The 21,467-nt window shown below is 56.1% G+C and carries 14 protein-coding genes and 1 pseudogene; 8 read left to right on the top strand and 7 right to left on the bottom strand.

What is annotated here, in order from left to right; all coding sequences use genetic code 11:
• Window positions 1-128 precede the first annotated feature (128 nt).
• On the top strand, window positions 129-1,010 hold the full coding sequence (locus CPAR_RS08540; protein WP_012502914.1) for an enoyl-ACP reductase: 882 nt from the start codon (window positions 129-131) through the stop codon (window positions 1,008-1,010).
• 314 nt (window positions 1,011-1,324) lie between these two features.
• Complete coding sequence (locus tag CPAR_RS08535) at window positions 1,325-3,550, top strand: NADP-dependent isocitrate dehydrogenase (protein ID WP_012502913.1); 2,226 nt, start codon at window positions 1,325-1,327, stop codon at window positions 3,548-3,550.
• Between the two features lie 57 nt (window positions 3,551-3,607).
• On the opposite strand, the gene CPAR_RS08530 is transcribed toward CPAR_RS08535, so the two are convergent.
• Window positions 3,608-4,231, bottom strand: a complete 624-nt coding sequence (locus CPAR_RS08530; protein WP_012502912.1) for a murein L,D-transpeptidase catalytic domain family protein — start codon at window positions 4,229-4,231, stop codon at window positions 3,608-3,610.
• Window positions 4,232-4,342: 111 nt separating this feature from the next.
• Window positions 4,343-5,251 (bottom strand): pirin family protein, encoded by a 909-nt coding sequence (locus tag CPAR_RS08525; protein ID WP_012502911.1) that lies wholly within the window; start codon window positions 5,249-5,251, stop codon window positions 4,343-4,345.
• Between the two features lie 205 nt (window positions 5,252-5,456).
• On the opposite strand from CPAR_RS08525, the gene CPAR_RS08520 reads away from it, so the two are divergent.
• Window positions 5,457-6,278 (top strand): TIGR00282 family metallophosphoesterase, encoded by an 822-nt coding sequence (locus CPAR_RS08520; RefSeq protein ID WP_012502910.1) that lies wholly within the window; start codon window positions 5,457-5,459, stop codon window positions 6,276-6,278.
• Window positions 6,279-6,383: 105 nt separating this feature from the next.
• Here CPAR_RS08520 and fbp read toward each other — a convergent pair whose 3' ends face one another.
• Window positions 6,384-7,385, bottom strand: coding sequence for a class 1 fructose-bisphosphatase (gene fbp, locus CPAR_RS08515; protein WP_012502909.1), 1,002 nt, complete (start codon window positions 7,383-7,385; stop codon window positions 6,384-6,386).
• 247 nt (window positions 7,386-7,632) lie between these two features.
• Between fbp and recJ the strand changes: the two genes are divergently transcribed.
• Window positions 7,633-9,348, top strand: a complete 1,716-nt coding sequence (gene recJ / locus CPAR_RS08510) for a single-stranded-DNA-specific exonuclease RecJ (RefSeq protein ID WP_012502908.1) — start codon at window positions 7,633-7,635, stop codon at window positions 9,346-9,348.
• A gap of 63 nt (window positions 9,349-9,411) precedes the next feature.
• Here recJ and CPAR_RS08505 read toward each other — a convergent pair whose 3' ends face one another.
• The 4 genes and pseudogenes from CPAR_RS08505 to CPAR_RS08490 all read right to left on the bottom strand — a co-directional run bounded on the left by CPAR_RS08505 (window position 9,412) and on the right by CPAR_RS08490 (window position 13,462).
• Window positions 9,412-10,314 carry a lysylphosphatidylglycerol synthase transmembrane domain-containing protein gene (locus CPAR_RS08505; RefSeq protein ID WP_012502907.1) on the bottom strand — a complete coding sequence of 301 codons (903 nt, stop codon included), beginning with the start codon at window positions 10,312-10,314 and terminating at the stop codon, window positions 9,412-9,414.
• Window positions 10,298-11,232 (bottom strand): annotated as a pseudogene (locus CPAR_RS08500) (glycosyltransferase family 2 protein). Before CPAR_RS08500 ends, CPAR_RS08505 begins: the two are co-directional and overlap by 17 nt.
• On the bottom strand, window positions 11,229-12,794 hold the full coding sequence (locus tag CPAR_RS08495; RefSeq protein ID WP_012502906.1) for an ArnT family glycosyltransferase: 1,566 nt from the start codon (window positions 12,792-12,794) through the stop codon (window positions 11,229-11,231). Before CPAR_RS08495 ends, CPAR_RS08500 begins: the two are co-directional and overlap by 4 nt.
• Window positions 12,791-13,462, bottom strand: coding sequence for a phosphatase PAP2 family protein (locus CPAR_RS08490; protein WP_012502905.1), 672 nt, complete (start codon window positions 13,460-13,462; stop codon window positions 12,791-12,793). The genes CPAR_RS08495 and CPAR_RS08490 overlap by 4 nt, the downstream gene beginning before the upstream one ends.
• 368 nt (window positions 13,463-13,830) lie before the next feature.
• On the opposite strand from CPAR_RS08490, the gene CPAR_RS10680 reads away from it, so the two are divergent.
• The 4 genes from CPAR_RS10680 (at window position 13,831) to CPAR_RS08470 (ending at window position 21,422) form a co-directional block, all read left to right on the top strand.
• Window positions 13,831-16,062 carry a S8 family serine peptidase gene (locus CPAR_RS10680; RefSeq protein ID WP_012502904.1) on the top strand — a complete coding sequence of 744 codons (2,232 nt, stop codon included), beginning with the start codon at window positions 13,831-13,833 and terminating at the stop codon, window positions 16,060-16,062.
• Window positions 16,063-16,250: 188 nt separating this feature from the next.
• Window positions 16,251-17,120 (top strand): formyltetrahydrofolate deformylase, encoded by an 870-nt coding sequence (purU, locus tag CPAR_RS08480; RefSeq protein ID WP_012502903.1) that lies wholly within the window; start codon window positions 16,251-16,253, stop codon window positions 17,118-17,120.
• A 52-nt stretch (window positions 17,121-17,172) separates the two neighbouring features.
• Window positions 17,173-18,120: a cation diffusion facilitator family transporter gene (locus CPAR_RS08475; protein WP_012502902.1), complete on the top strand. Its 948-nt coding sequence runs from the start codon at window positions 17,173-17,175 to the stop codon at window positions 18,118-18,120.
• Between the two features lie 206 nt (window positions 18,121-18,326).
• A complete protein-coding gene (locus tag CPAR_RS08470) occupies window positions 18,327-21,422 on the top strand; it encodes an SUMF1/EgtB/PvdO family nonheme iron enzyme (protein ID WP_232203889.1) in 3,096 nt (1,031 codons plus the stop codon).
• The last annotated feature ends 45 nt before the right edge of the window (window positions 21,423-21,467 follow it).

Raw genomic sequence — 21,467 nt, 5'->3', positions numbered from 1 at the left:
GGTCAGGATGTAAATTTTACCGGATAAGTGTTTAACTATTCACCGGAAACTTGTATCTTGACAGCTTTGAATAAATCATCAACGGGGTAACCACTACCCTAATTTTCTGAAAAGAACCGGATTTTACCATGCCTGAGAAAGCGCACTATGGTCTTTTGAAAGGGAAAAAAGGCATTGTTTTCGGCCCTCTCGATGAAAGCAGCATTGGTTGGCAGATCGCGCAGCATGCTTACCGTGAAGGTGCACAGATCGCTCTTTCCAATGTTGCAACGGCCATTCGCTTCGGCAATCTCCAGGAGCTTGCTGAGCTCTGCGGCAATGCACCGATTCTCATCTGCGATGCTTCCAAGAACGAGGATGTCGACAACACCTTCAGGGAACTCAAAGAGAAAATGGGGCCCGTTGATTTCATCGTGCATTCGATCGGCATGTCCCAGAACATTCGCAAGCAGCTCCCCTACGAGGATCTGAATTACGAGTGGTTCATGCGGACCCTCGATGTTTCCGGTATTTCGTTCCACAGGCTGGTAGCCTATGCGCTGAAGAACGATGCTATCAATGACGGCGGCAGTATTCTGGCGCTTTCTTATATCGCATCGCAGCGTAACTACTGGACTTACTCCGATATGGGCGACGCCAAGTCGCTGCTCGAATCGATCGCCCGCAGTTTTGGCCCCAGGCTGGCCAATCGCGGCATCAGGATCAACACCATCTCGCAGAGCCCGACCTACACCAAGGCCGGCAGCGGTATTCCTGGTTTTGAGAAGATGTACGAGTATAGCGATCTGATGTCTCCGCTCGGCAATGCCAGTGCTGAGGAGTGCGCCGAATACACCATGACGCTTTTGAGCGACCTGACGCGCAAGGTAACCATGCAGAACCTGTTCCATGACGGAGGGTACAGTTCGATGGGCGCAACCATCCCCATGATCAAGCTCGCACATGAAGTGCTTCATGACAAAGAGCTTGCTACAAGGGTTGGTCTCGAAGACCGTCATCCATCCAAGTGAGCATTGAGGGAGCACCGGCTTCCGCCGGTCTCCCGTTTGACATCATTCCTTCCATAGTCATCGGCTGACCCGACTCTGTTTTCCAGGGCCGGGAGGCGGGTTTCTCCCTTTTACGGGGGAATGGCTACGAATGGAAGTGAGCGTTTTTCCGGCACGAAACGTGCATTACATAGTTTGGCGGTTTGTTCCGGTCTGAGATCGGTACGAATGGCGCTTGTTTCCCGAACGGCAGCGTTCCGGCTTCTGTTCAGGGCGGTGAAATTTTTTTTCTCTTATAGTCAGCAATCAACAAAGACCTTTAAAAAAGCAACGATATGGCAAGCAAATCGACCATCATCTACACCAAGATCGACGAGGCGCCGGCACTGGCGACCTACTCGCTGCTTCCGATCATCCAGGCCTTTACCCGTGGAACCGGCGTTGATGTCGAGACCAGGGATATCTCCCTTGCCGGCAGGATTATCGCCAACTTCCCGGAGAATCTGACCGAAGAGCAGAGGATTCCCGACTACCTCGCCCAGCTTGGCGAGCTTGCGCTCACCCCGGAAGCCAACATCATCAAACTGCCGAATATCAGCGCTTCAATTCCTCAGTTGAAAGCCGCGATTAAAGAGCTTCAGGAGCATGGTTACAATGTTCCGAACTACCCCGAAGCCCCGTCGAATGACGAAGAGAAAGCAATCCAGGCCCGTTATGCCAAGGTACTTGGCAGTGCCGTGAACCCGGTGCTTCGCGAAGGCAACTCCGACCGCCGCGCGCCGCTTTCGGTCAAGGCATACGCCCAGAAACATCCGCACCGTATGGCTGCATGGAGCAAAGACTCCAAGGCTCACGTTTCCCACATGAACGAGGGCGACTTCTACGGCAGCGAGCAGTCCGTAACCGTGCCTGCCGCCACCACCGTTCGTATCGAATATGTCAACGGCGCCAACGAGGTGACCGTGCTGAAAGAGAAAACCGCACTGCTCGCCGGTGAAGTGATCGACACGTCGGTCATGAACGTGCGCAAGCTCCGCGAGTTCTATGCCGAGCAGATCGAGGATGCCAAATCGCAGGGCGTGCTGCTGTCGCTGCACCTGAAGGCTACCATGATGAAGATCTCCGATCCGATCATGTTCGGCCACGCTGTTTCGGTGTTCTACAAGGATGTGTTCGACAAGCATGGCGCATTGCTTGCCGAGCTTGGCGTGAACGTCAACAACGGCCTCGGCGATCTCTACGCCAAAATCCAGACCCTGCCGGAAGACAAACGCGCCGAGATCGAGGCTGACATCATGGCGGTCTACAAGACCCGTCCCGAGCTGGCGATGGTCGATTCCGACAAGGGCATTACCAACCTGCACGTGCCGAACGACATCATCATCGATGCTTCCATGCCGGTCGTCGTGCGCGACGGTGGCAAGATGTGGGGACCCGACGGTCAGCTTCACGACTGCAAGGCCGTGATTCCGGATCGCTGCTACGCCACCATGTACGGCGAAATCGTGGACGACTGCCGCAAGAACGGCGCGTTCGATCCTTCCACTATCGGCAGCGTGCCGAACGTGGGCTTGATGGCGCAGAAGGCTGAAGAGTATGGTTCGCACGACAAGACCTTCACCGCTGCTGGTGACGGCGTCATCCGCGTGGTCGATGCCGACGGTACGGTGCTCATGTCGCAGAAGGTCGAGACCGGTGACATTTTCCGCATGTGCCAGGCCAAGGATGCTCCGATCCGCGACTGGGTCGGCCTTGCCGTTCGCCGCGCCAAAGCCACCGGTGCTCCGGCTGTGTTCTGGCTCGACAGCAACCGCGCTCACGATGCGCAGATCATCGCAAAGGTGAACGAGTATCTCAAAGACCTCGACACCGACGGCGTCGAGATCAAGATCATGCCTCCGGTCGAAGCCATGCGCTTCACCCTCGGCCGTTTCCGTGCCGGACAGGACACCATTTCGGTGACCGGCAACGTGCTTCGTGACTACCTCACCGACCTGTTCCCGATCATCGAGCTCGGCACCAGCGCCAAGATGCTTTCGATCGTTCCGCTGCTCAACGGTGGTGGCCTGTTTGAAACCGGTGCAGGCGGTTCGGCTCCCAAGCACGTGCAGCAGTTCCAGAAAGAGGGCTACCTCCGCTGGGATTCGCTTGGCGAGTTCTCGGCTCTGGCCGCGTCGCTTGAGCACCTCGCACAGACCTTCGGCAACCCCAAGGCTCAGGTGCTGGCCGACACGCTCGATCAGGCTATCGGTAAGTTCCTCGACAACCAGAAGTCGCCCGCTCGTAAGGTTGGTCAGATTGACAACCGCGGCAGTCACTTCTACCTTGCCCTTTACTGGGCTGAGGCTCTTGCCGCGCAGGATTCTGACGCCGAGATGAAAGCACGTTTCGCTGGTGTGGCCTCGTCGCTCGCCGCGAAAGAGGAGCTCATCAACGCCGAGCTGATCGCCGCACAGGGCAGCCCGGTTGACATGGGTGGCTACTACCAGCCCGATGACGAAAAGACCGCCGCAGCCATGCGCCCGAGCGGTACGCTCAACGCGATCATCGACGCCATGTGATTCTTGCCGCAAGGCAGCACATCATAACGCAGAAGCCCGGTTTTCAGCCGGGCTTCTTTATTTTCGTGGCAAGTTGTTCTCAGGCGACCATGCGTAGATGAATCCTCCAGCGTGGAGCTTCTGCACCACCTCGCCGATGTTCTGCTTCGAGACAGCAAAACAGCCGTTGCTGCGCCCGATCATCGGACCATGCAGGGTTGCGATGTTCAGCAGGATGTAGGGGATGGAGACGTACCGCGCCTGATGCAGCACGATGTCTCGCTTGGCGGCGTTGCCGTTGCGCAGCGAGTCGAGGCCGTCAAGCCTCAGCGCGAGGCCGTGTTCGCCGTAATACAGTCTGGTGACGCGGAACAGCCCGAGGCTGCTCATGTTGGTCTCCGGCACATCGGAAAAGCGCCGCGCGTAAAGCTCGCCGGAGTTTTTGCCGTGGGCGACCCGATAGAACGATTGCCGACCGGTTTTCAGGTTGATGATGACCATCCGCTTCACATATGACGGCTGGCTGTAGTCGATGACGGCAAGCGCCCGGGGTGGCGCGATTGCAGGGTTCAGGCGCTGGTACTCCTGCATGGCGGCAAACGCCTCTTTTATCGCTTCCGCTGAAACATGTCCCGAATCAAGCAGGAGCGCGATTGTCCCGAGGTTCAGCAGGAGAAGAATCAGCAAGCCTGCCGCTCTCATCGCTCTCTTTACTGGATTCACGAACATGGATCTGGAGTTGATGGATTTTCTGGTGCGGTGTATCGTTCAAAATAGCCCGTCTCGTTCAATTCGACCAAACGCCGGTTCCGTTCAGTGCTCCTTGATGAATGTGCCGTTCTGGTACTCCTCGAAGGCGGCGCGCAACTCCTCCCTGGTGTTCATGACGATCGGGCCATACCATGCGACCGGCTCGTTGAGCGGTTTGCCCGAGATGAGCAGAAACCGGACCGGATCGTTTTCCGTGCTGACCGTCACGCTGTCTCCATCGCTGAACAGAATGAGGGTTTCATTATCCTGATACCGTTCGGGTTTCATGTCGAAATAGTTGACCCCCTCCGTATCATGTGAAAACGGCTCGTTGGCATGGCAGAAAATGCCCCTGCCTTCGATAACGTAGGCGAGCGCTGTATGCCCCCGTTTGACCGGATGGGTGAAAGAGGTCGATGGGGGAACGGTGATATCAAGATATTCCGGGTCGATCGCGATGTTGTCCACGGGGCCGACCGTATCCCCGATTCTGCCGCTGAAGAGCGAGATGGTGACGCCGTTGTCAAGCTTCAACTTCGGCACCTGCGAATCGGTAATGTCGCGGTACCGTGGCCTGGTCATTTTCTGTGACGCGGGCAGGTTCGCCCAGAGCTGGAAGCCGCCCATCCTGCCGTTCCGGTCTCCCTCCGGCATCTCCTGATGGATGATGCCGCTGCCGGCGGTCATCCACTGCAATCCGCCTGGCCGGATCACGCCCCGGTTGCCCAGGCTATCGCCGTGCTCCACCTCTCCTTCGAGCATGTAGGTGATGGTTTCGATACCGCGGTGCGGGTGCCAGGGAAATCCCTTGCGATAGTCCTCAGGATCTCCGGAACGGAAATCGTCGAGCAGCAGGAACGGGTCGAACTGCGGAACTTCGCCGAATCCGAAGGCTCGTTTGAGATGCACTCCGGCGCCTTCGATGACCGGTTTGCTTCTGAACACCTTGCTGATGGTTCTTTGGATAGCCATGGCATTCGCTCCTGTTCTGGATTTGCGAGGGTGCGCGATCAGAGAAGAAACGATCAGCCGGAGCCATTAAGTTCACATCCGGCGACCCTGAGGGCATAGTCGGGGAAGCGATGAATTTTCTGCCGATGATCGAAATATGGCTGTTAATGTGTAACTTCACGCCAACAAATGAATGAAAACACCAGATTTACCAAGGAAAGCCGATATGTCAGCAAAAACCACCAATATCCTTTTCATCGGTGACGTCGTCGGCAATCCCGGCCTGCAGATCGTCAGCCGGATGCTCAAAGGATTTATCTCGAAATACGAGGTAGATTTCGTCATCTGCAACGGCGAGAATGCTCATCACGGCAAAGGCATGAGTCTTGAGGCGCTGAACCAGATGCTTGAAGCGGGCGTCGATGTGGTGACCGGCGGCAATCACACCTGGAACAACTTCAACTTCTTCGATACCCTCAAGACCCACGAACGGGTACTCCGTCCACAGAACTACCCCCGAGGCACCTACGGTAAAGGTTACGGCACCTACAAACTCCCGCGCGGGCTGGGCGAAATTACCGTGCTCAACCTGCAGGGGCGCACCTTCATGTACCCCATCGACTGCCCGTTCCGCACGGCCGACTGGGTTATCAAGCAGGTGAAGGACAAATCGTCGATGATTTTTGTTGATATGCATGCCGAAGCGACAGCTGAAAAGCTGGCGCTGGCCTGGTACCTCGACGGCCGTGTGTCGGCTGTCATCGGCACCCACACCCACGTGCAGACTGCCGACGAGCGCATTTTCCCGAAAGGCACGGCTTACCTGACCGACGTCGGCATGACCGGGCCGCACCAGTCGGTCATTGGCATGCAGGTCAAATCGGCCGTTGACCGGATGCTCTACCAGACTCCCCACAAATACGAATGCGCCACCGACGACGTTCACCTCTCCGCCGTGCTCATCACGCTGGATGTGGAAACTGGTAAAGCGGTCGGGATCAAAAGGATTTTCTATCCGGAGTTCGAATCGGTTGCGTCGCAGGGGTGAGTGCGAGTAATCAGGTCAGGATGAGGTTGCCCTATTATCGAAATTGAAAAACAAAAACCCCAGCCATTTGGTTGGGGTTTTGTTGTCTGCAAAGTCTAATAAAAATCATCGCTTGTCCTGCTCGAACTCTTCGGCTATGAGCACGTCGTTCTTGCTGCCGATGTAGAGCGGCGTGCGCTGGTGCAGCTCTACCGGCTCGATGTCGAGAATCCGGCGGTGTCCGTCGGTGGCGCGACCTCCGGCCTGCTCGCAGATGAAGGCCATCGGGTTGGCTTCGTACATCAGGCGCAGCTTGCCATTTTTGTGCTTCTTCGTTGCCGGGTAGATGAACACGCCGCCGGTCAGCAGGTTGCGGTGGAAGTCGGCCACGAACGAGCCGATGTAGCGCGTGCTGTAGGGGCGGCCGGTTGCCTTGTCCTCCTCCTTGAGGTAGTCCAGAAAGAGCTTCGTGCCGTCGTGAAACTCATTCCATGAGCCCTCGTTAACCGAGTAGTATTTACCGTGCTCCGGGGTGGTGATGTTCTCGTGCGAGAGCAGGAATTCGCCGACGGTCTGGTCGAAGGTGAAACCATGCACGCCGTGGCCGGTGGTGTAGACCAGCATGACCGACGAGCCGTAAATGACGTAGCCGGCAGCCACCTGATCAGCGCCTTTCTGCAGGCAGTCCTCGATGCTCGCTTGCGAAGGGTTGTCGCTCTTGAGCCGGTAGATCGAAAAGATGGTGCCGACGCTGACATTCACGTCGATGTTCGATGAGCCGTCGAGCGGGTCGAAAAGCAGAACGTATTCGCCCGACTCGAACTTCGGCGGCGTGATGGTCTCTTCGTTCTCCTCGGAGCCCATAATGGCGAAGCGCCCGTGCTGGCCGATGGCGTTGATGAGCCGTTCGTTGGCGAACAGATCGAGCTTTTTGACCTCCTCGCCCTGCACGTTGGTGGAACCGGCAAGGCCGAGAATGTCGGCAAGTCCGGCGCGCACGACTTCGCGCCGTACCAGTTTTGCGGCAAAGGCGACATCGTTCAGAAGGCCGGTCACCTCGCTGTTGATTTCGGGATAGAGCTTCTGCTGCTGGAGAAAATGGCTTTCAATGGTGGTGAGCTTGTTCATCACAAAATCGTTCAGAATGATTGAATGACGGCCGAAGAGACCGCGGGATCCGGCGCTGAAAATGCAGAGGCTGGCGCTGCTTGTCCGGATAGATGATTAAATACACTCGAATTTCTAATTTATGCTATTTTCAAAGTTCTTGCAATGATACGGCTCTCAAGGCTGAGCAACTGCCGGCTTCTTTTTTTCTGAAGGGACAAATATCCGTACATTCACCGACCTGCATTTTCGATTCAAAACCGTATTCATGAAACGCTACCGCTGGACCCGTCTCGATCCCGAACCTACCCTGGTACAAGGGCTTGCCGAATCGATCAACGTCAGTATGCCGATTGCGGCTGCTCTCTGCAATCGCGGTATTTCGAGCTTCGAGGAGGCACGCCAGTTCTTTCGTCCGTCGCTCGACGATGTGCTCTCGCCGTTTCTGTTCAACCAGATGAAGCTGGCCGTCACGCGCGTTCTGAAGGCGGTATCGGGTGGTGAGCCCATCATGATCTACGGCGATTACGATGTTGACGGTACGACCGGAACGGCCATGCTTTCGCTGTTTCTCAGTGAGATGGGGGCCCGTGTTTGCCACTACATCAACGACCGGTTCAGCGAGGGGTATGGCCTTTCGGAAGCTGGTCTCGACTATGCCGTCGAGCAGGGAGTGAGGCTCGTCATTACGGTCGATTGCGGGATTCGGGCGCTCGATGAAGTGCAGGCGTGCGCCGACCGGGGCATCGACGTCATCGTTTGCGATCATCACGAAGCCGAAGAGCTTCCGGCGGCCCACGCTATTCTCGATCCGAAGGTCGAGGGGTGCAGTTATCCGTTTCGGGAGCTCTGCGGCTGCGGTGTGGCTCTGAAGCTTGTGCAGGCGATCGTCGAAACGCAGGGATGGCCTCGAAGCCGCTGGGTGCAGTATCTCGATCTGGTGGCCATCGCGACTGCTGCCGATCTGGTTTCGCTGACAGACGAGAACCGGGTCTATCTCCGGGAAGGGCTCGAACTGATGCGCCGTTCGCCGAGGGAGAGCCTGAAAGCGATGCTGGCGTTCATGAAGGTCAAGCCGGTCGAATTCGATCTGATGAACATCACCTTCGGCATTGCACCCCGGATCAATGCTGCCGGACGGATGGGCTCTGTCGAGGTTGCCATGCGCTGGCTTTTGGCCAGGGAGCCGGATGAGGCGCATCGTTGCGCGACGGCCCTTGAAGAGCTGAACGCCTCCCGTCGGGAGATCGACGCCGAAATCACCACCAAAGCCGAAACCATGGTTGCCGGTCATTGCGCAAGCTACTGCTCATCCATCGTTCTTTACGATGAAGCGTGGCACCTCGGCGTGCTTGGTATCGTGGCCTCGAAGCTGCTGGACAAGCACCTTCTGCCAACCGCGGTGATGGGAGGGGCGAACGGATTGATCAAGGGCTCGGTCAGAAGTGTCGATAATCTCAACATTCACGAGGTGCTCCAACACTGTCGAGAGCATCTCGAACAGTTTGGCGGTCATCACCAGGCAGCCGGTTTTACCCTCAGGCCCGACCGGTTGGCCGCCTTCAGGGAGCGGTTCGACGAAGTTTGCCGCGAGATGCTGCCGGTCGAGAAGCGCCAGAAAGAGCTGCTGATCGATGCCGAGCTGTCGCTTGACGACATCACCCCGAACTTTCTCAACGTGCTCGAACAGTTTTCACCCTTCGGGTTTGCCAACCGCGAGCCGCTGTTCGTCACCGCGCCATGCCGCCTTGTCGGCAAGCCGAAACTGCTGAAAGAACGCCACGTCAAATTCATGGTGCAGGGAGAGCGCAGTTCCAGGTTCGAAGTGATCGGCTTCGACCGCCCGGACATCTACAAGGATCTGGAGCGTATCGGCAACGTTGCGCCGCTCCAGCTGGTGTGCATTCCGGAAAAAAAGCAGTGGAACGGTCGGGAGTACGTGCAGCTGCGTCTGAAGGATATGGCGTTCAGTGAGCATGGATAAGTTGATTATCCACTGCTCCGCATCGTTCCGGTTCTGAGCGCTTCGGTGAAACTCCTTTCTCTTCTATTCCTTCTCGACGGCTGCCAGCGAGTGGCCGGGTTCGTGGCGCATCTTGGCCAGGATGCCCGGCAGTGACGAAATGGCCGAAACCACGAAGAACACCAGCGACAGGGCAATGCCTGTGTTGACGTCTAGCCCGAGATGGTTCAGGGCGTAGAAAAAGGTCACCTCACGCGCACCCGCTCCGCCGATGGTGAGCGGCAGGATGGTGGCGACGCTTGAAATCAGGAAGATCGCGAGATAGTCGATATGGTGTGACGAGGCCGACAGGGCCATGAGGATGAACCAGGCCGAAATGACCTGTGTTGCCTGAATGGCCAGCGATTCAACCGCTGTGATGAGGAACACCGGCATGAACTGACGGTAAAAGAGCCAGGTCAGGAGCAGCGACAGGGGGTAGGAAATTCCGGCGATCACCCAGACCCAGAGCATTTCACCGGGATAGAGCGCCGCGAATGAGCTCGGGACGATGAGCAGCGCCGACAGGAAGATAAGCGCGAAAATGCCGCTGACCCGATCCCAGAACACTGCGCCGAAGATGTTGACGACCGTCAGACCGTGATGTTTTTTCAGAACGTAGATCTTGTACCCGTCCCCTCCGATGCCGCCCGGCAGGAAGAGGTTGTAGAACATGCCCAGGTAGTAGAGCTTCATGTTGTACCAGGTTGACAGGCGTAAGCCGATCGCCGTGAAAAACCGGTTCAGCCTCAGGGCGTTGATGATTTTGGAGATATTGAAAAACAGAACGGCTCCGAGCAGGTAGCCGGGGCGCGCGTTGCTGATGATGGCCCACAAACGGTTGAGGTCGGTCTTGCTCAGCACGATGGCCAGCGCGGCCACGGTCAGGATGACCTGAATCGCCGTCTTGATGAGTTTGCTTTTTATAGAGCTACTTGCTTTTGTCAACGATCTGGCGGATGATATAGGGTTTCTTGTTCTGCGACTCGTAGTAGGTGCGCATGATGAATTCGGCGATGAAGCCTGTCGTGATGAGCTGAATGCCGATGAAGGTCATGATGACCCCGAGGGTCAGCAGCGGGCGGCCGCCGATGTCGTTACCGAAAATCTTCAGGGCGACCAGGTACAGATCGATGCCGATGCCGAGGAACAGGGTGATGAAGCCGAGCGTGCCGAACAGATGCATCGGCTTGTGGGCGTATTTCTGGAAAAAGACCATGAAGAAGAGATCGCTGAGCACCTTCAGGGTTCTGCCGATACCGTACTTCGATTTGCCGAACTGGCGGGCGTGGTGCCGTACGTCAACCTCCTCCATCTTTGCGCCGTACAACTGCACGAGCACCGGAATGAAGCGGTGCAGCTCGCCGTATAATCCGAGGTTTCGGGCCACATCGCGCTTGAAGAGTTTCAGAGTACAGCCGTAATCGCGGATGTGGACGTTGGTCATGTTCCGGATCATCGCGTTGGCGATCTTGCTTGGAATCTTGCGCAGCACCATGCCGTCCTTCGTCCGGCGCGCCTTCCGGCCACCACGTCGAGCCCCCTCGATTCGAGACGCTCGATCATCATCGGAATGTCCGCAGGATCGTTCTGCAGGTCGCCGTCCATCGTGGCGATCAGTTCGCCTTTGGCTTCGTTGATGCCCGCCGACATGGCAGCGGTCTGTCCGTAATTCTTGTTCAGCACAACGCAGCGCGCGTTCGACGGGGCGTAGCGCTCGATTTCGGCCACTGTCGAGTCGGTCGAGCCATCATCGACCAGGATGATTTCATGTTCGATGCCGCCGAGTGCCGAAGCAAGCGCATCGAAGAGCGGCTTGATGCTTTCGGCTTCGTTCATGAGCGGTATGACGACGGAGAGTTTCATCGGGTATCCGGTTGATCGGGTATTCTGACAAGGACGATTCCATGTTTACCGTACAGGCGTTCGACCGGACCGAGCTTGTCGAGACGATCGATGCTGGTCAGCACCACGTCACCCGGCAGGGGTTCGCGCTGTTCGGCAAAAGAACCCGAATATACTAAAAAAGAGGGGTAATAGACTTTCCACATCACGATTTTGAGCCCCTCCTCGCGGGCCAAGAGCGCGGCCTCTTTCACCGGCTGCTGCATCACCCTGGCGGCCATCGGCATGGCGATGAAGTTGAACGAAAGGGTCAGCAGCGCCCCGCCGATGATGAAGCGCACTGGCGGCATGAGCGCTGGCACGAATTGCAGCAGCAGACAAAACGCGGCTGCGGCGATCATCAACAGCGAGAAGTGGTTGGATGCCATCTGATCCAAAAAGCCCTGAACCTGCGCCTGCACGAAACGGCTTTCAATCGACGGCAGCACCTGTGGCAACACCAGTGGCAGGGCTGCAAAGATCAGCAGTAGAGCCGCTGGCCAGAGCGCGAGCAGCCAGGTGCGGTCAACCTCGGCCAGTTCGATGCCGAGCAGGATGAAGAGCGGCGTGTAGCCGTAAATCATGTAGTGCGGCAGCTTGGTGCCCGACAGGGAAAAGAAGATAAAGACGAACGCAAACCAGATCAGGCAGAACTGCCAGAGCGGATCAGACCAGCGCGACCGGAGTTTCGAGAATACCCGGAAGAGGAGGCCCGTCGAGGGCATGAGGCCGATCAGCACCACCGGCAGGTAGTAGAACAGCGAACCGGAGTGCCCCTCCATCGAGCCCTTGAAGCGGCTGACGTTGTGCTTCATGAAAAAGCCTTCGATGAACGCCTGGCCCTGATCGAGGTATTCGAGAACGTACCACGGCAGCGCGATCACCAGGAACAGTGCAATGCCTGCCGGGTTCAGTGCAAGTTTGAACCAGCGTTTCAAGTCCTTCTGAACGAGGAAGAACAGGAACGACACCACGACGGGAATGAGGATCGCTACCGGTCCTTTGTCGAGCACGCCGAATCCCATCGCTGCGAAGGCGAGGTAGATTGCCGAACGCTTGCCGTGTCGCCAGTAGCGGTAGATGCTGAGCAGCGTCACAGCAAGACAGAGGTTGAGCAGCGCATCGGCGATGGCTGCCTTGGCGATGATGCTCACCTGGAGCGCCGTCGCCATTAGCGCCGTCGCCCATACAGCCTCGGTTTCGTTTCGCTCGCGGCGAACGAAGAGAAAGATCACCAATGCCCAGAACGCTGCTGAAATTGCGGATGGCAGTCGGAACGCGAACTCGTTGATGCCGAACGATTTGACTGAAAGCAACTGCAACCAGTAGATCAGAATCGGCTTGTCGAACCGCAGTGCGCCGTTCAGGTAGGTGGTCAGGTAATTCTTCGACACAAGCATCTCCCGCGTCGCCTCGCTGAACGCACCTTCATCCACGTCGAACAGAGGCCCGGAGCCGATGCCTGCAAAAAAGCACAGGAAAACGATAAGACCGAGACCAGCTAGCAGCAAGTTCCTGTTCAGTGTTTTTGACTCTGGTTTCATGGCGAATCGTCGGGAAGTTTCATTGAACATCGTTGTGGCCGGTGAGTGGGTTTTTCCCCGGAATTGGCCGGGAAAAAGCGTTGCTGGAGCAGCACGACCGTTACGATGCCGAGCGCTGAACCGGCCACGATGTCGCTCAGGTAGTGCTGGCAGAGCACCACGCGGCTTGCCGCAATGATAAAGGCGACAATGATGAACACGGGTCTGAATCTTGGAAGCAGCAGCGACAGGCTCAGGGCAGCGCTCAGGGCCGTAGCTGAATGCCCGGATGGAAACGATTGCCACGCATGATCGAACATATGCTGGAACGGCTCGAATCCGTAGATGCCGTCATGCAGCAACAGTTTTGGCCGGGCCCTACCGAAGATGAATTTGAGCAAATCGGCACTCAGCCCCGAAACAGCCACTGTGGTGAACAGGAACAGTCCTTTCATCGAAAGCTGCCGGTTTCGCTTTCGGTACCATGCAAACAGCGCGAGACCTCCGATAAGATACCATTCCGACTGCCCGGCTTTGGTGACGGCTTTCCAGGTTGTATGCCAGGCTCCGGTGTCAAGCTGATGAAAAAACAGCGTCAGAGACTGGTCGAGCAGAAAAAAGGAGACGGCACAGAACAGCAGGACTGCCGCAAGGAGCAGGTGTTGTTTCTGATTTCTTTCATCAATCATGTTGCTCTGCGTTTTGCTTCGATGACCAGTGGCGACTTTGAATTAAATGTGCGGATGTTGCGCTATTGCTGCCAGCTCTGATCGCTTCATCATACCGTTCAGTATGTCGCTGGCTCTGAAAATAACCATTTTCAGCGAGTCTCCACGGGTGTTTGCCAAGGTGTCTGTCAGGATGATATGAAGGCAGACTTATTGACGCGAAGAGTTTGCTTATGGATTGTAAGTGGGAACACCGCGTATATGTTTTTGTCTTGGGATTGAGCCTATAGTGTTGTATTTTTTTATTTAAAGAGTAATAAAAGAGTGTATATGTTATTGTCTTTTTTTATGTGAGGGTCTATACCAATCAACTGTAAACCCCTGTGGTCATGAATAACAAAACCTTGCTGAACCATCAAGCTGATGCTTTCCAGTACCTGTTCGCAGGGGCTGCTCCCAACGAGCCCGATTTTTCTGCCAGAGGATGGTCGACCTCTCACTTTTCATCGCCTGTTATCGATTTTCCGGATGACGGAGAGCTTGGAATCCAGAAAAAACCACTCCCTGATCCTGATGTTCCTACAGGCGATAAAACAGCTCCTACGGTTACCAGCTTCGAGCCTTCAGACAACAGTTCTGGTGTCGAGGTAGGATCCAATATCACGCTGACATTTAGTGAGGATATTCAAGCTGGTAGCGGCACAATTACCATTCGTGTCGACTCTTCTCGTGGCACCATATTTGAGAGTTTCGATGTTTCCAGCAGCGATAACCTCACGTTTTCAGGCAGCACTCTGACCATCAATCCGACATTTGACCTCGATCCTGAAACCCATTACTATGTGGTGCTTGGCAGGGGAAGCGTTGAAGATCTTGCAGGCAACGACTATGCCGGAACAAAAACCTACGATTTCACAACCGAAGCCGGTTCTGATACGGATGCGCCGTTAGTTATCGATTTCAGCCCGGCTGACGATAGCGGCAATGTCGCGGTGGGCACCAACATCACCCTGACCTTCAACGAAGCGATTCAGGCCGGTAGCGGTACCATCGAGATTCATGTCGATTCGCCGACAGGAACGGTGATCGAAAGCTTCGATGCGGCGACCAGCAGTAACCTGAATTTTTCGGGAAGCACGCTGACGATCGATCCGACCAGCGATCTTGCCAATGAAACGCATTACTATGTCACCATCGGAACCGATGCGGTGCATGACCTTGCGGGCAACAGCTACGCTGGAACGACCGAGTATGATTTCACAACCGAAACCGCTCCTGATCCTGTTTCGTGGGATCCGGTTTCCGGTCATGGATTGCTCAATATTGACGCCATGCTGGAAGCCGCGACTGGTCAGAGCATTGCCGACGCGCCCCTTTATGGTGACGGTTACGACTCCTGGGATTGGGGCTTGAACGACATCCAGGCTCCTGACGCCTGGCAGGCCGGATACACCGGCGAAGGCATTGTCGTGGCGGTGATTGATACCGGCGTGCTCTACACCCACAGCGATCTTGATGCGAACATGTGGGTCAATTCTGGAGAGATTGCTGGTGACGGTATCGATAATGATGGTAACGGCTATATCGATGACGTTTACGGCTATGACTTCATCAACAATGATGGTGATCCGATCGATGATCATGGACATGGCACTCATGTTGCCGGTATCATTGCTGGAGAGGATGACGGTACCGGAGTGACCGGTGTCGCTTACGATGCCTCGATCATGGCGGTCAAAGTACTCAGCTCTTCGGGCAGCGGCTCCTTCGCGGCAGTTGCGGACGGCATTATCTATGCCGTTGATAACGGTGCCGATGTGATCAACATGTCGCTCGGTGCTTATGGCGCATACTCCAGCGATGTTTACAACGCTGTATCCTATGCGCTCGATCACGGGGTTATCGTCTGTATGGCTTCAGGCAATGACTATGAAACCTCGCCAACCTATCCGGGAATCCTCGCTCAAACCCTCGGCGGCATCGCGGTCGGTGCGGTCAACAGCAGTAACGTTGTAGCTTCGTTCAGCAACGATGCAGGCGACACCGATCCTTACGATTTTGTCGTTGCGCCCGGCGTGAGCATTTACAGCAGCTATTACACTGGCGGTTACGCCTCGATGAGCGGAACCTCGATGGCTACGCCTTACGTCGCGGGTGCCGCTGCGCTGCTGCTTTCAGCGGAAGCGGACTTCGCATCGATCTGGACAGTTGAAGAGCTTGAAAATATCCTAACCAACTCGGCGGACTTCCTCGGAACCAGCGCGCTTGCCGCTTCGACCGGAACTGAATCGGAGCTTGGTGCGGCATCTTCAGCTAACGATTTCGGATTGAGCACCGAAGCTGAATTCCTCGGTTTGGTCGATGCGGGTATCGGTCATGGCAACGGTGTCAATGCTGAGCTGCCAGCAGGTTTGACCGGAGCTCTTGATTTCTTGCTTGACGGTCACGAGGGAGTTGCCTCGAAAATTCAAGCGGCCTTGGCCCACCATTTCGAATTGGGCACCGAGGCATACTTCCACGGTCTTGTTGATGCTGCTGGAAACGGCAATGATGCCGAACAGGTAGGCTTGACCGGAGTCCTAGATTTTGTACTGGACGGTCAAGAAGTCTTCGCCGTGTGATTCTCAGGACATCTGGAACGATGCCGGTTTGAATCGAAAAGAGCGGAAAGGTAGCCGAATTTCCTTTCCGCTCTTTTTCGTTTCAGCTATTATCGTCATAAGCTTCGCGTTTCAGTGAAACCAATAACCGCTCAGGTTCATTATCTTGCCGTAGTTTCATCGTTAACGCCAAGCCCAGTTTTGCGCCCATGACCGCTGCCGCCGAACCCTCCAAAGCCGTGCTTTTGCTCTCCTGCCCCGACCGCGTGGGGCTTGTGGCGCGGATCGCCAATTTCATCTACGAGCGCGGAGGCAACATTCTCGACCTCAACGAGCATGTCGATGTGGACGAGCGTCAGTTTTTTCTCCGCGTTTCGTGGAGTCTCGATAATTTCTCGATTCCCGCCGACGACCTCGAATCGGCCTTTGCGCCGCTGGCTCGCGAATTTCGGGCGAACTGGACGATCCGGTTTTCGGGCACGCGCAACCGGATGGCGGTTTTCGTCTCGAAGTACGACCACTGCCTGCGCGAGATTCTCTGGCGGCACAGCCTCGGTGAGTTCGACATCGACATTCCGCTCGTCATCTCCAATCATCCCGATCTCGCGCCGCTTGTCGAAGCGCACGGCATACCGTTCCACGTCGTTCCGGTGACGCCTGAAACCAAGGCCGCAGCCGAGCAGCGGCAGATGGCGCTGTGCGAGGAGCATGGCATCGACACCATCGTGCTGGCGCGGTACATGCAGGTGCTCTCGCCGGAGTTCACAGGGCGCTGGGCGGGCCGGATCATCAACATCCACCACTCGTTCCTCCCGGCCTTTGTCGGCGGCAATCCGTACCGCCAGGCCTACCGGCGCGGCGTGAAGCTCATCGGCGCGACCAGCCACTACGTCACCGACGAGCTCGATGAAGGGCCGATCATCGAGCAGGATATCATCCGCATTACGCACCGCGACACGCTCGACGACCTTGTGCGCAAAGGGCGTGACCTCGAACGGCTCGTGCTGGCTCGTGCCCTGCGCCTGCACTGCGATCACCGCATTCTCATCAACGGGCGTAAGACCGTCGTGTTCGACTGAGCCAATCCGGTTCACCGGGAATTCCCAGCGCTGGTTTGGTTGTTGTTTCAGCATGAGCGAGCACCATCACGACCATAGTCACGATCACGGCCACGAGCATGACCATCAACACGGTCATGCCGGGCATCACCACCATGTGGTCGGGAGCATTAAGACCGCCTTTTTCCTGAACTTCGGCTTCACGATTCTCGAAGCGATCGGCGGCGTGCTGACCAACAGCACGGCCATTCTCGCCAACGCCGTGCACGACTTCGGCGACTCCATTGCGCTCGGTCAGGCGTGGTACTTCGAGAGGCTCGCCGGGCGGACGGGCGACAAGCGCTACTCCTACGGCTACCAGCGCTTCTCGATTTTCGGCGCGCTCCTCAGCGCCCTGATGATGCTCGTCAGCTCGTTCGTGGTGCTCGTCGAAGCGCTGCCTCGCCTTATCCATCCGGAGCTTCCCGATGCCAAAGGGATGGTCGCCTTCGCGCTGGTTGGCGTGGCGGTTAACTCGCTCGCGATGCTGCGCCTCAAGGGCCAGACGGGCATGAACGCCCGCGTCATCGCCCTGCACCTGCTTGAAGACGTGCTCGGCTGGCTCTCGGTGCTGCTGGTCTCCGTGGTGTTGCTTTTCGTGAACTTGCCGATTCTCGACCCGCTGCTCGCCATCGTCATCACCCTCTACATCCTCACCGGCGTGGTGAAGAATCTCCGCGCAATGGTTCCCGTCTTCCTGCAAGCCGTGCCAAGCGAGCTCAGCCTCGACAAGGTTGTCGCCGACATTCAGCAGACCGAGCACGTCACGGGCGTGCATCACGCGCACCTCTGGTCGCTCGACGGCCAGCGCACGGTTTTCACCGCTCACCTCGAAATCGGCTGCGAAGTCAACCCTGCCGAATACGCCAGCATCAAAGAGGAGATTCGCAAGCTCGTCGCCCGCCACGGCATTTACCATTCCACCGTAGAGCTCGAATATCCCGGCGAAGTGTGCAGGAACGAGCCGCACAAAGGCGGGTAGGGGCGACCGGCTGGTCGCCAGATCGGTCAAATCAGTCGGATATTTCCCTACGTCCGGTTCGCTAACCACCATTCTTCCTGTAGGGGCGAACCTGCGTGTTCGCCCTTTCCCCGCATGGCGTGCGCCCTCTCGGCATTTTTGCGTAATTTCCCTTTTGCGAAAACGAGCCGTCAACCCCATTCCCACGAGCCATGCGAATCATCAAAGTGCTGATCGCCTCACCCTCCGATGTCGGCGAGGAACGCAAGATTGCCGAATCGGTTGTTCATGAATGGAATACTCGTCACAAGAGCAAATATGGCATTTGGCTGGAACCGGTGCTCTGGGAAACACACACGGCTCCGGAGGCAGGCGAGCGACTTCAGGGGAGTGTCAACGAGCAGATTGTTGACGAGTGTCATTGCGCTATCGCCATCTTCTGGACGCGAATCGGCACCGATACGGGCGTCGCGCCGAGCGGAACGGTGGAAGAGATCGAGCAGATGGTCAAAAATAAAAAGCACATCATGGTTTATTTCTCAGATGTGCCGGTGTCCCGTTCACAGGTCGATAAAGAGCAGGAAGCAAAGCTCGATGAATTCAAGGCGATTGTCACTAAAAAATGGCTCACCCACTCCTTCTCCGACCGCAACAAATTTGAGCACGACCTCTCCCGCCACCTCGACCTGCAAATCCCTCGCTGGTTCGGTGATCCCGATTCCCAGCCAGCCGATCCTCCCCAACCTGACAGCGCCGCCGACCTCCAGTGCTACCAGTCAACGCTGAAAGAGGAGCTGCGCTGGATCCGGATGCTGGGCCTGCCCAATATCGAGCGGATTGATGTGAATCTCGATGACGACACCTTCGTGCCGTTGCGGTTCACGCGCAGCCGGAAGTTCGCGCCTGACGGGCCGGAGCGGATGCATTCGATGCTCGAAGAGAACATCCTTACGCCCGACCGGGTGATGCAAGAGGCGTTCAAAAGTGACCGGCGGATGCTACTCGTCATCGGCGATCCGGGCGCGGGCAAGACGACGCTGCTCAAGTATTACGCGCTCTGCTGCCTCGGCCCGGAACGCTTCAGCCGCCTCGGATTCGCGGAGCCGGTGAACGTCTTTTACCTGCCGTTGCGAGAGCTGGTCAAAAAGGACGACGGCGGCTTTCATCATCTCGCCGATAGCCTCGCGCGGTGGGCGTCGGCCAATCAGTTGGAGATTGACCGCAAGCTGTTCGACGGCTGGTTGCGACAGAGCCGCTCGCTGGTTTTGCTCGACGGACTCGACGAAATTGGCAGCGTCGAGGAGCGCAAAAAGGCGTGTCGCTGGATCGAGGGGGCGTGGAAAAGCTACACCGGCGCGAGGTTCGTGGTCACCTCGCGGCGCACCGGCTACCGCAAGGATGACGGCGTCGAGCTTGAGGTCGATCACGACCGGGCCGATGTCGAGGATTTCACGCGGGAGCAGCAGGAGCGGTTTCTCGCCAACTGGTTCCGGGCGGCCTTCCTGCGCGACTACAACGACGCGCGTCTGTCCGAGGCCGAGTGGCAGAGCAGGCAGGAGCACCGGGCAGAGGAGCGCACCACCAAAATCGTCGCTCATCTCCGCGAGGAGGGCAACCGCAGCCTGCGCCAGCTCGCGGCCATTCCAATGATTTTGCAGATCATGGCCATCCTCTGGAAAGAGCGCGACCACCTGCCCAACAGCCGGGTCGATCTGTACAACTCGGTGCTCGATTACTTGCTCCAGTTTCGGGATGCTCGCCGGAACATCAAGCCGTTGCTGCCAGCCAGAGACGCCCGCATGGTGCTTGGTCCGGTTTCGCTCTGGATGCAGGAGCAGAAGGAGGATGACGCGGAAAAAGGGGCGATGCGCAGCGCGATGGACGAGCGCCTGTGCAATCTCGACAAATCCCCGTCAGCGCAGGATTTTTGTGACTATCTCGTTGACCGAGCGGGTCTGCTCATGGAGTACGGCAAGCAAAGCTACGTCTTCCGCCACAAGTCGTTCCGTGAGTTTCTCGCGGGTATCGAACTGGTGAAAAAGGTGAATCGGACTTCGGGTTATCTCGACCCAATCATCAAAAGCTTCGGCGAAGACTGGTGGGAAGAACCGCTCCGCTTTTTCATTGCCCACGGCGACGAAGAGCTTTTCGAACTCTTCATGGACAAGCTTTTTTCGTCAAATGTCAGTGATGATGTTTTGCAACAAAAGCAACTCTTTCTTCGGACATTGATTGAAGAAGCTCCAATGAAAAAGCCTGATGCGCTTTGCGAGCATTTGATGAAGCCGGAGAATAGCGCGATGCGACAGCGGGTGATTTTGGATTGTATTCGGGCAGTTGATAAAGAATCATCTATTGTTTTGGTCAGGAAATTTGTGACTGGAAAACTGGCGAAGGATGAAGATGCATCTGGACGAGCAATTGAGGTTCTGATAGAACTTGATGCCACCCATTCAGAATACTCATTACCAGATCGTCTTTGGAGTTATCATTTGTCTTCAGGTTTTCGAGCTTCTCCATCATTTCACAACCCCTTTGAACAATATGCGCAGTACATTCTTATAAAAGGCGGCAGCTATGTTTATTCGGTAACCAAAAAAGAGGTGAAAGTCTCCGATTTGTACTTTGCCAAATATCCGGTGACAAACAGGCTTTATCGGCGGTTCATAGATTATTTACGATCGAAGTCGCCGGAATGCGAGTCTCTTTTTCCGGTATCGGGATTTCAAGAGGAGTTGCAAAAGATTGCGAATGAAAAAACGTGGGATACAAAATTTGCAGATTATCTCAATGAAGGAAAAAGTAATCTTGCTGGTTGGTTCCGATCTATGGACGATGATGACCGGAAATTTGGAGGTGCAGAACAACCTGTCGTGAGTATTCCTTGGTATGCTGCACGTTCCTATTGCCTGTGGCTTTCTCTGATGGAGAGCAAAGGCAAGAAGTTTGATCTTTACCGTTTGCCGATGGAAATTGAGTGGGAATGGGCGGCGGCAGGAAAGGAAAGGCGGCGTTATCCGTGGGGTGCAGAAAAACCAAGCACGAAACGAGCTGGTGGTGATAATGTTGACTTGACTACTCCGGTTGGAAGTTGCCCTGAAGGAGCGACACCAGAAGGATTATATGATATGGTTGGTAATGTCTGGCAGTGGCAGGAAAACAGCTATGATGATACGAAAATAGCTCGTGCTTTGCGAGGAAGCCCTAATAGCGGTTATAAAGATAAACTTCGGTGTACTTGGCGTTATTATCTCACTCCAGGTAGTGCTGGTAGTTTTTTTGGTTTTCGTGTCGTACGCTCAGCCGATACCCTGAAATCCTGATCATCCAGTTCCCCGGAACTCTGAAGCGGAGATTTTGTTGTTCAT

It is taken from the genome of Chlorobaculum parvum NCIB 8327, assembly GCF_000020505.1.
GTDB lineage: Bacteria > Bacteroidota > Chlorobiia > Chlorobiales > Chlorobiaceae > Chlorobaculum > Chlorobaculum parvum_A.
The sequence above is the reverse complement of the archived record's forward strand: the minus strand, read 5'-3'. Positions and strand labels throughout refer to the sequence as shown.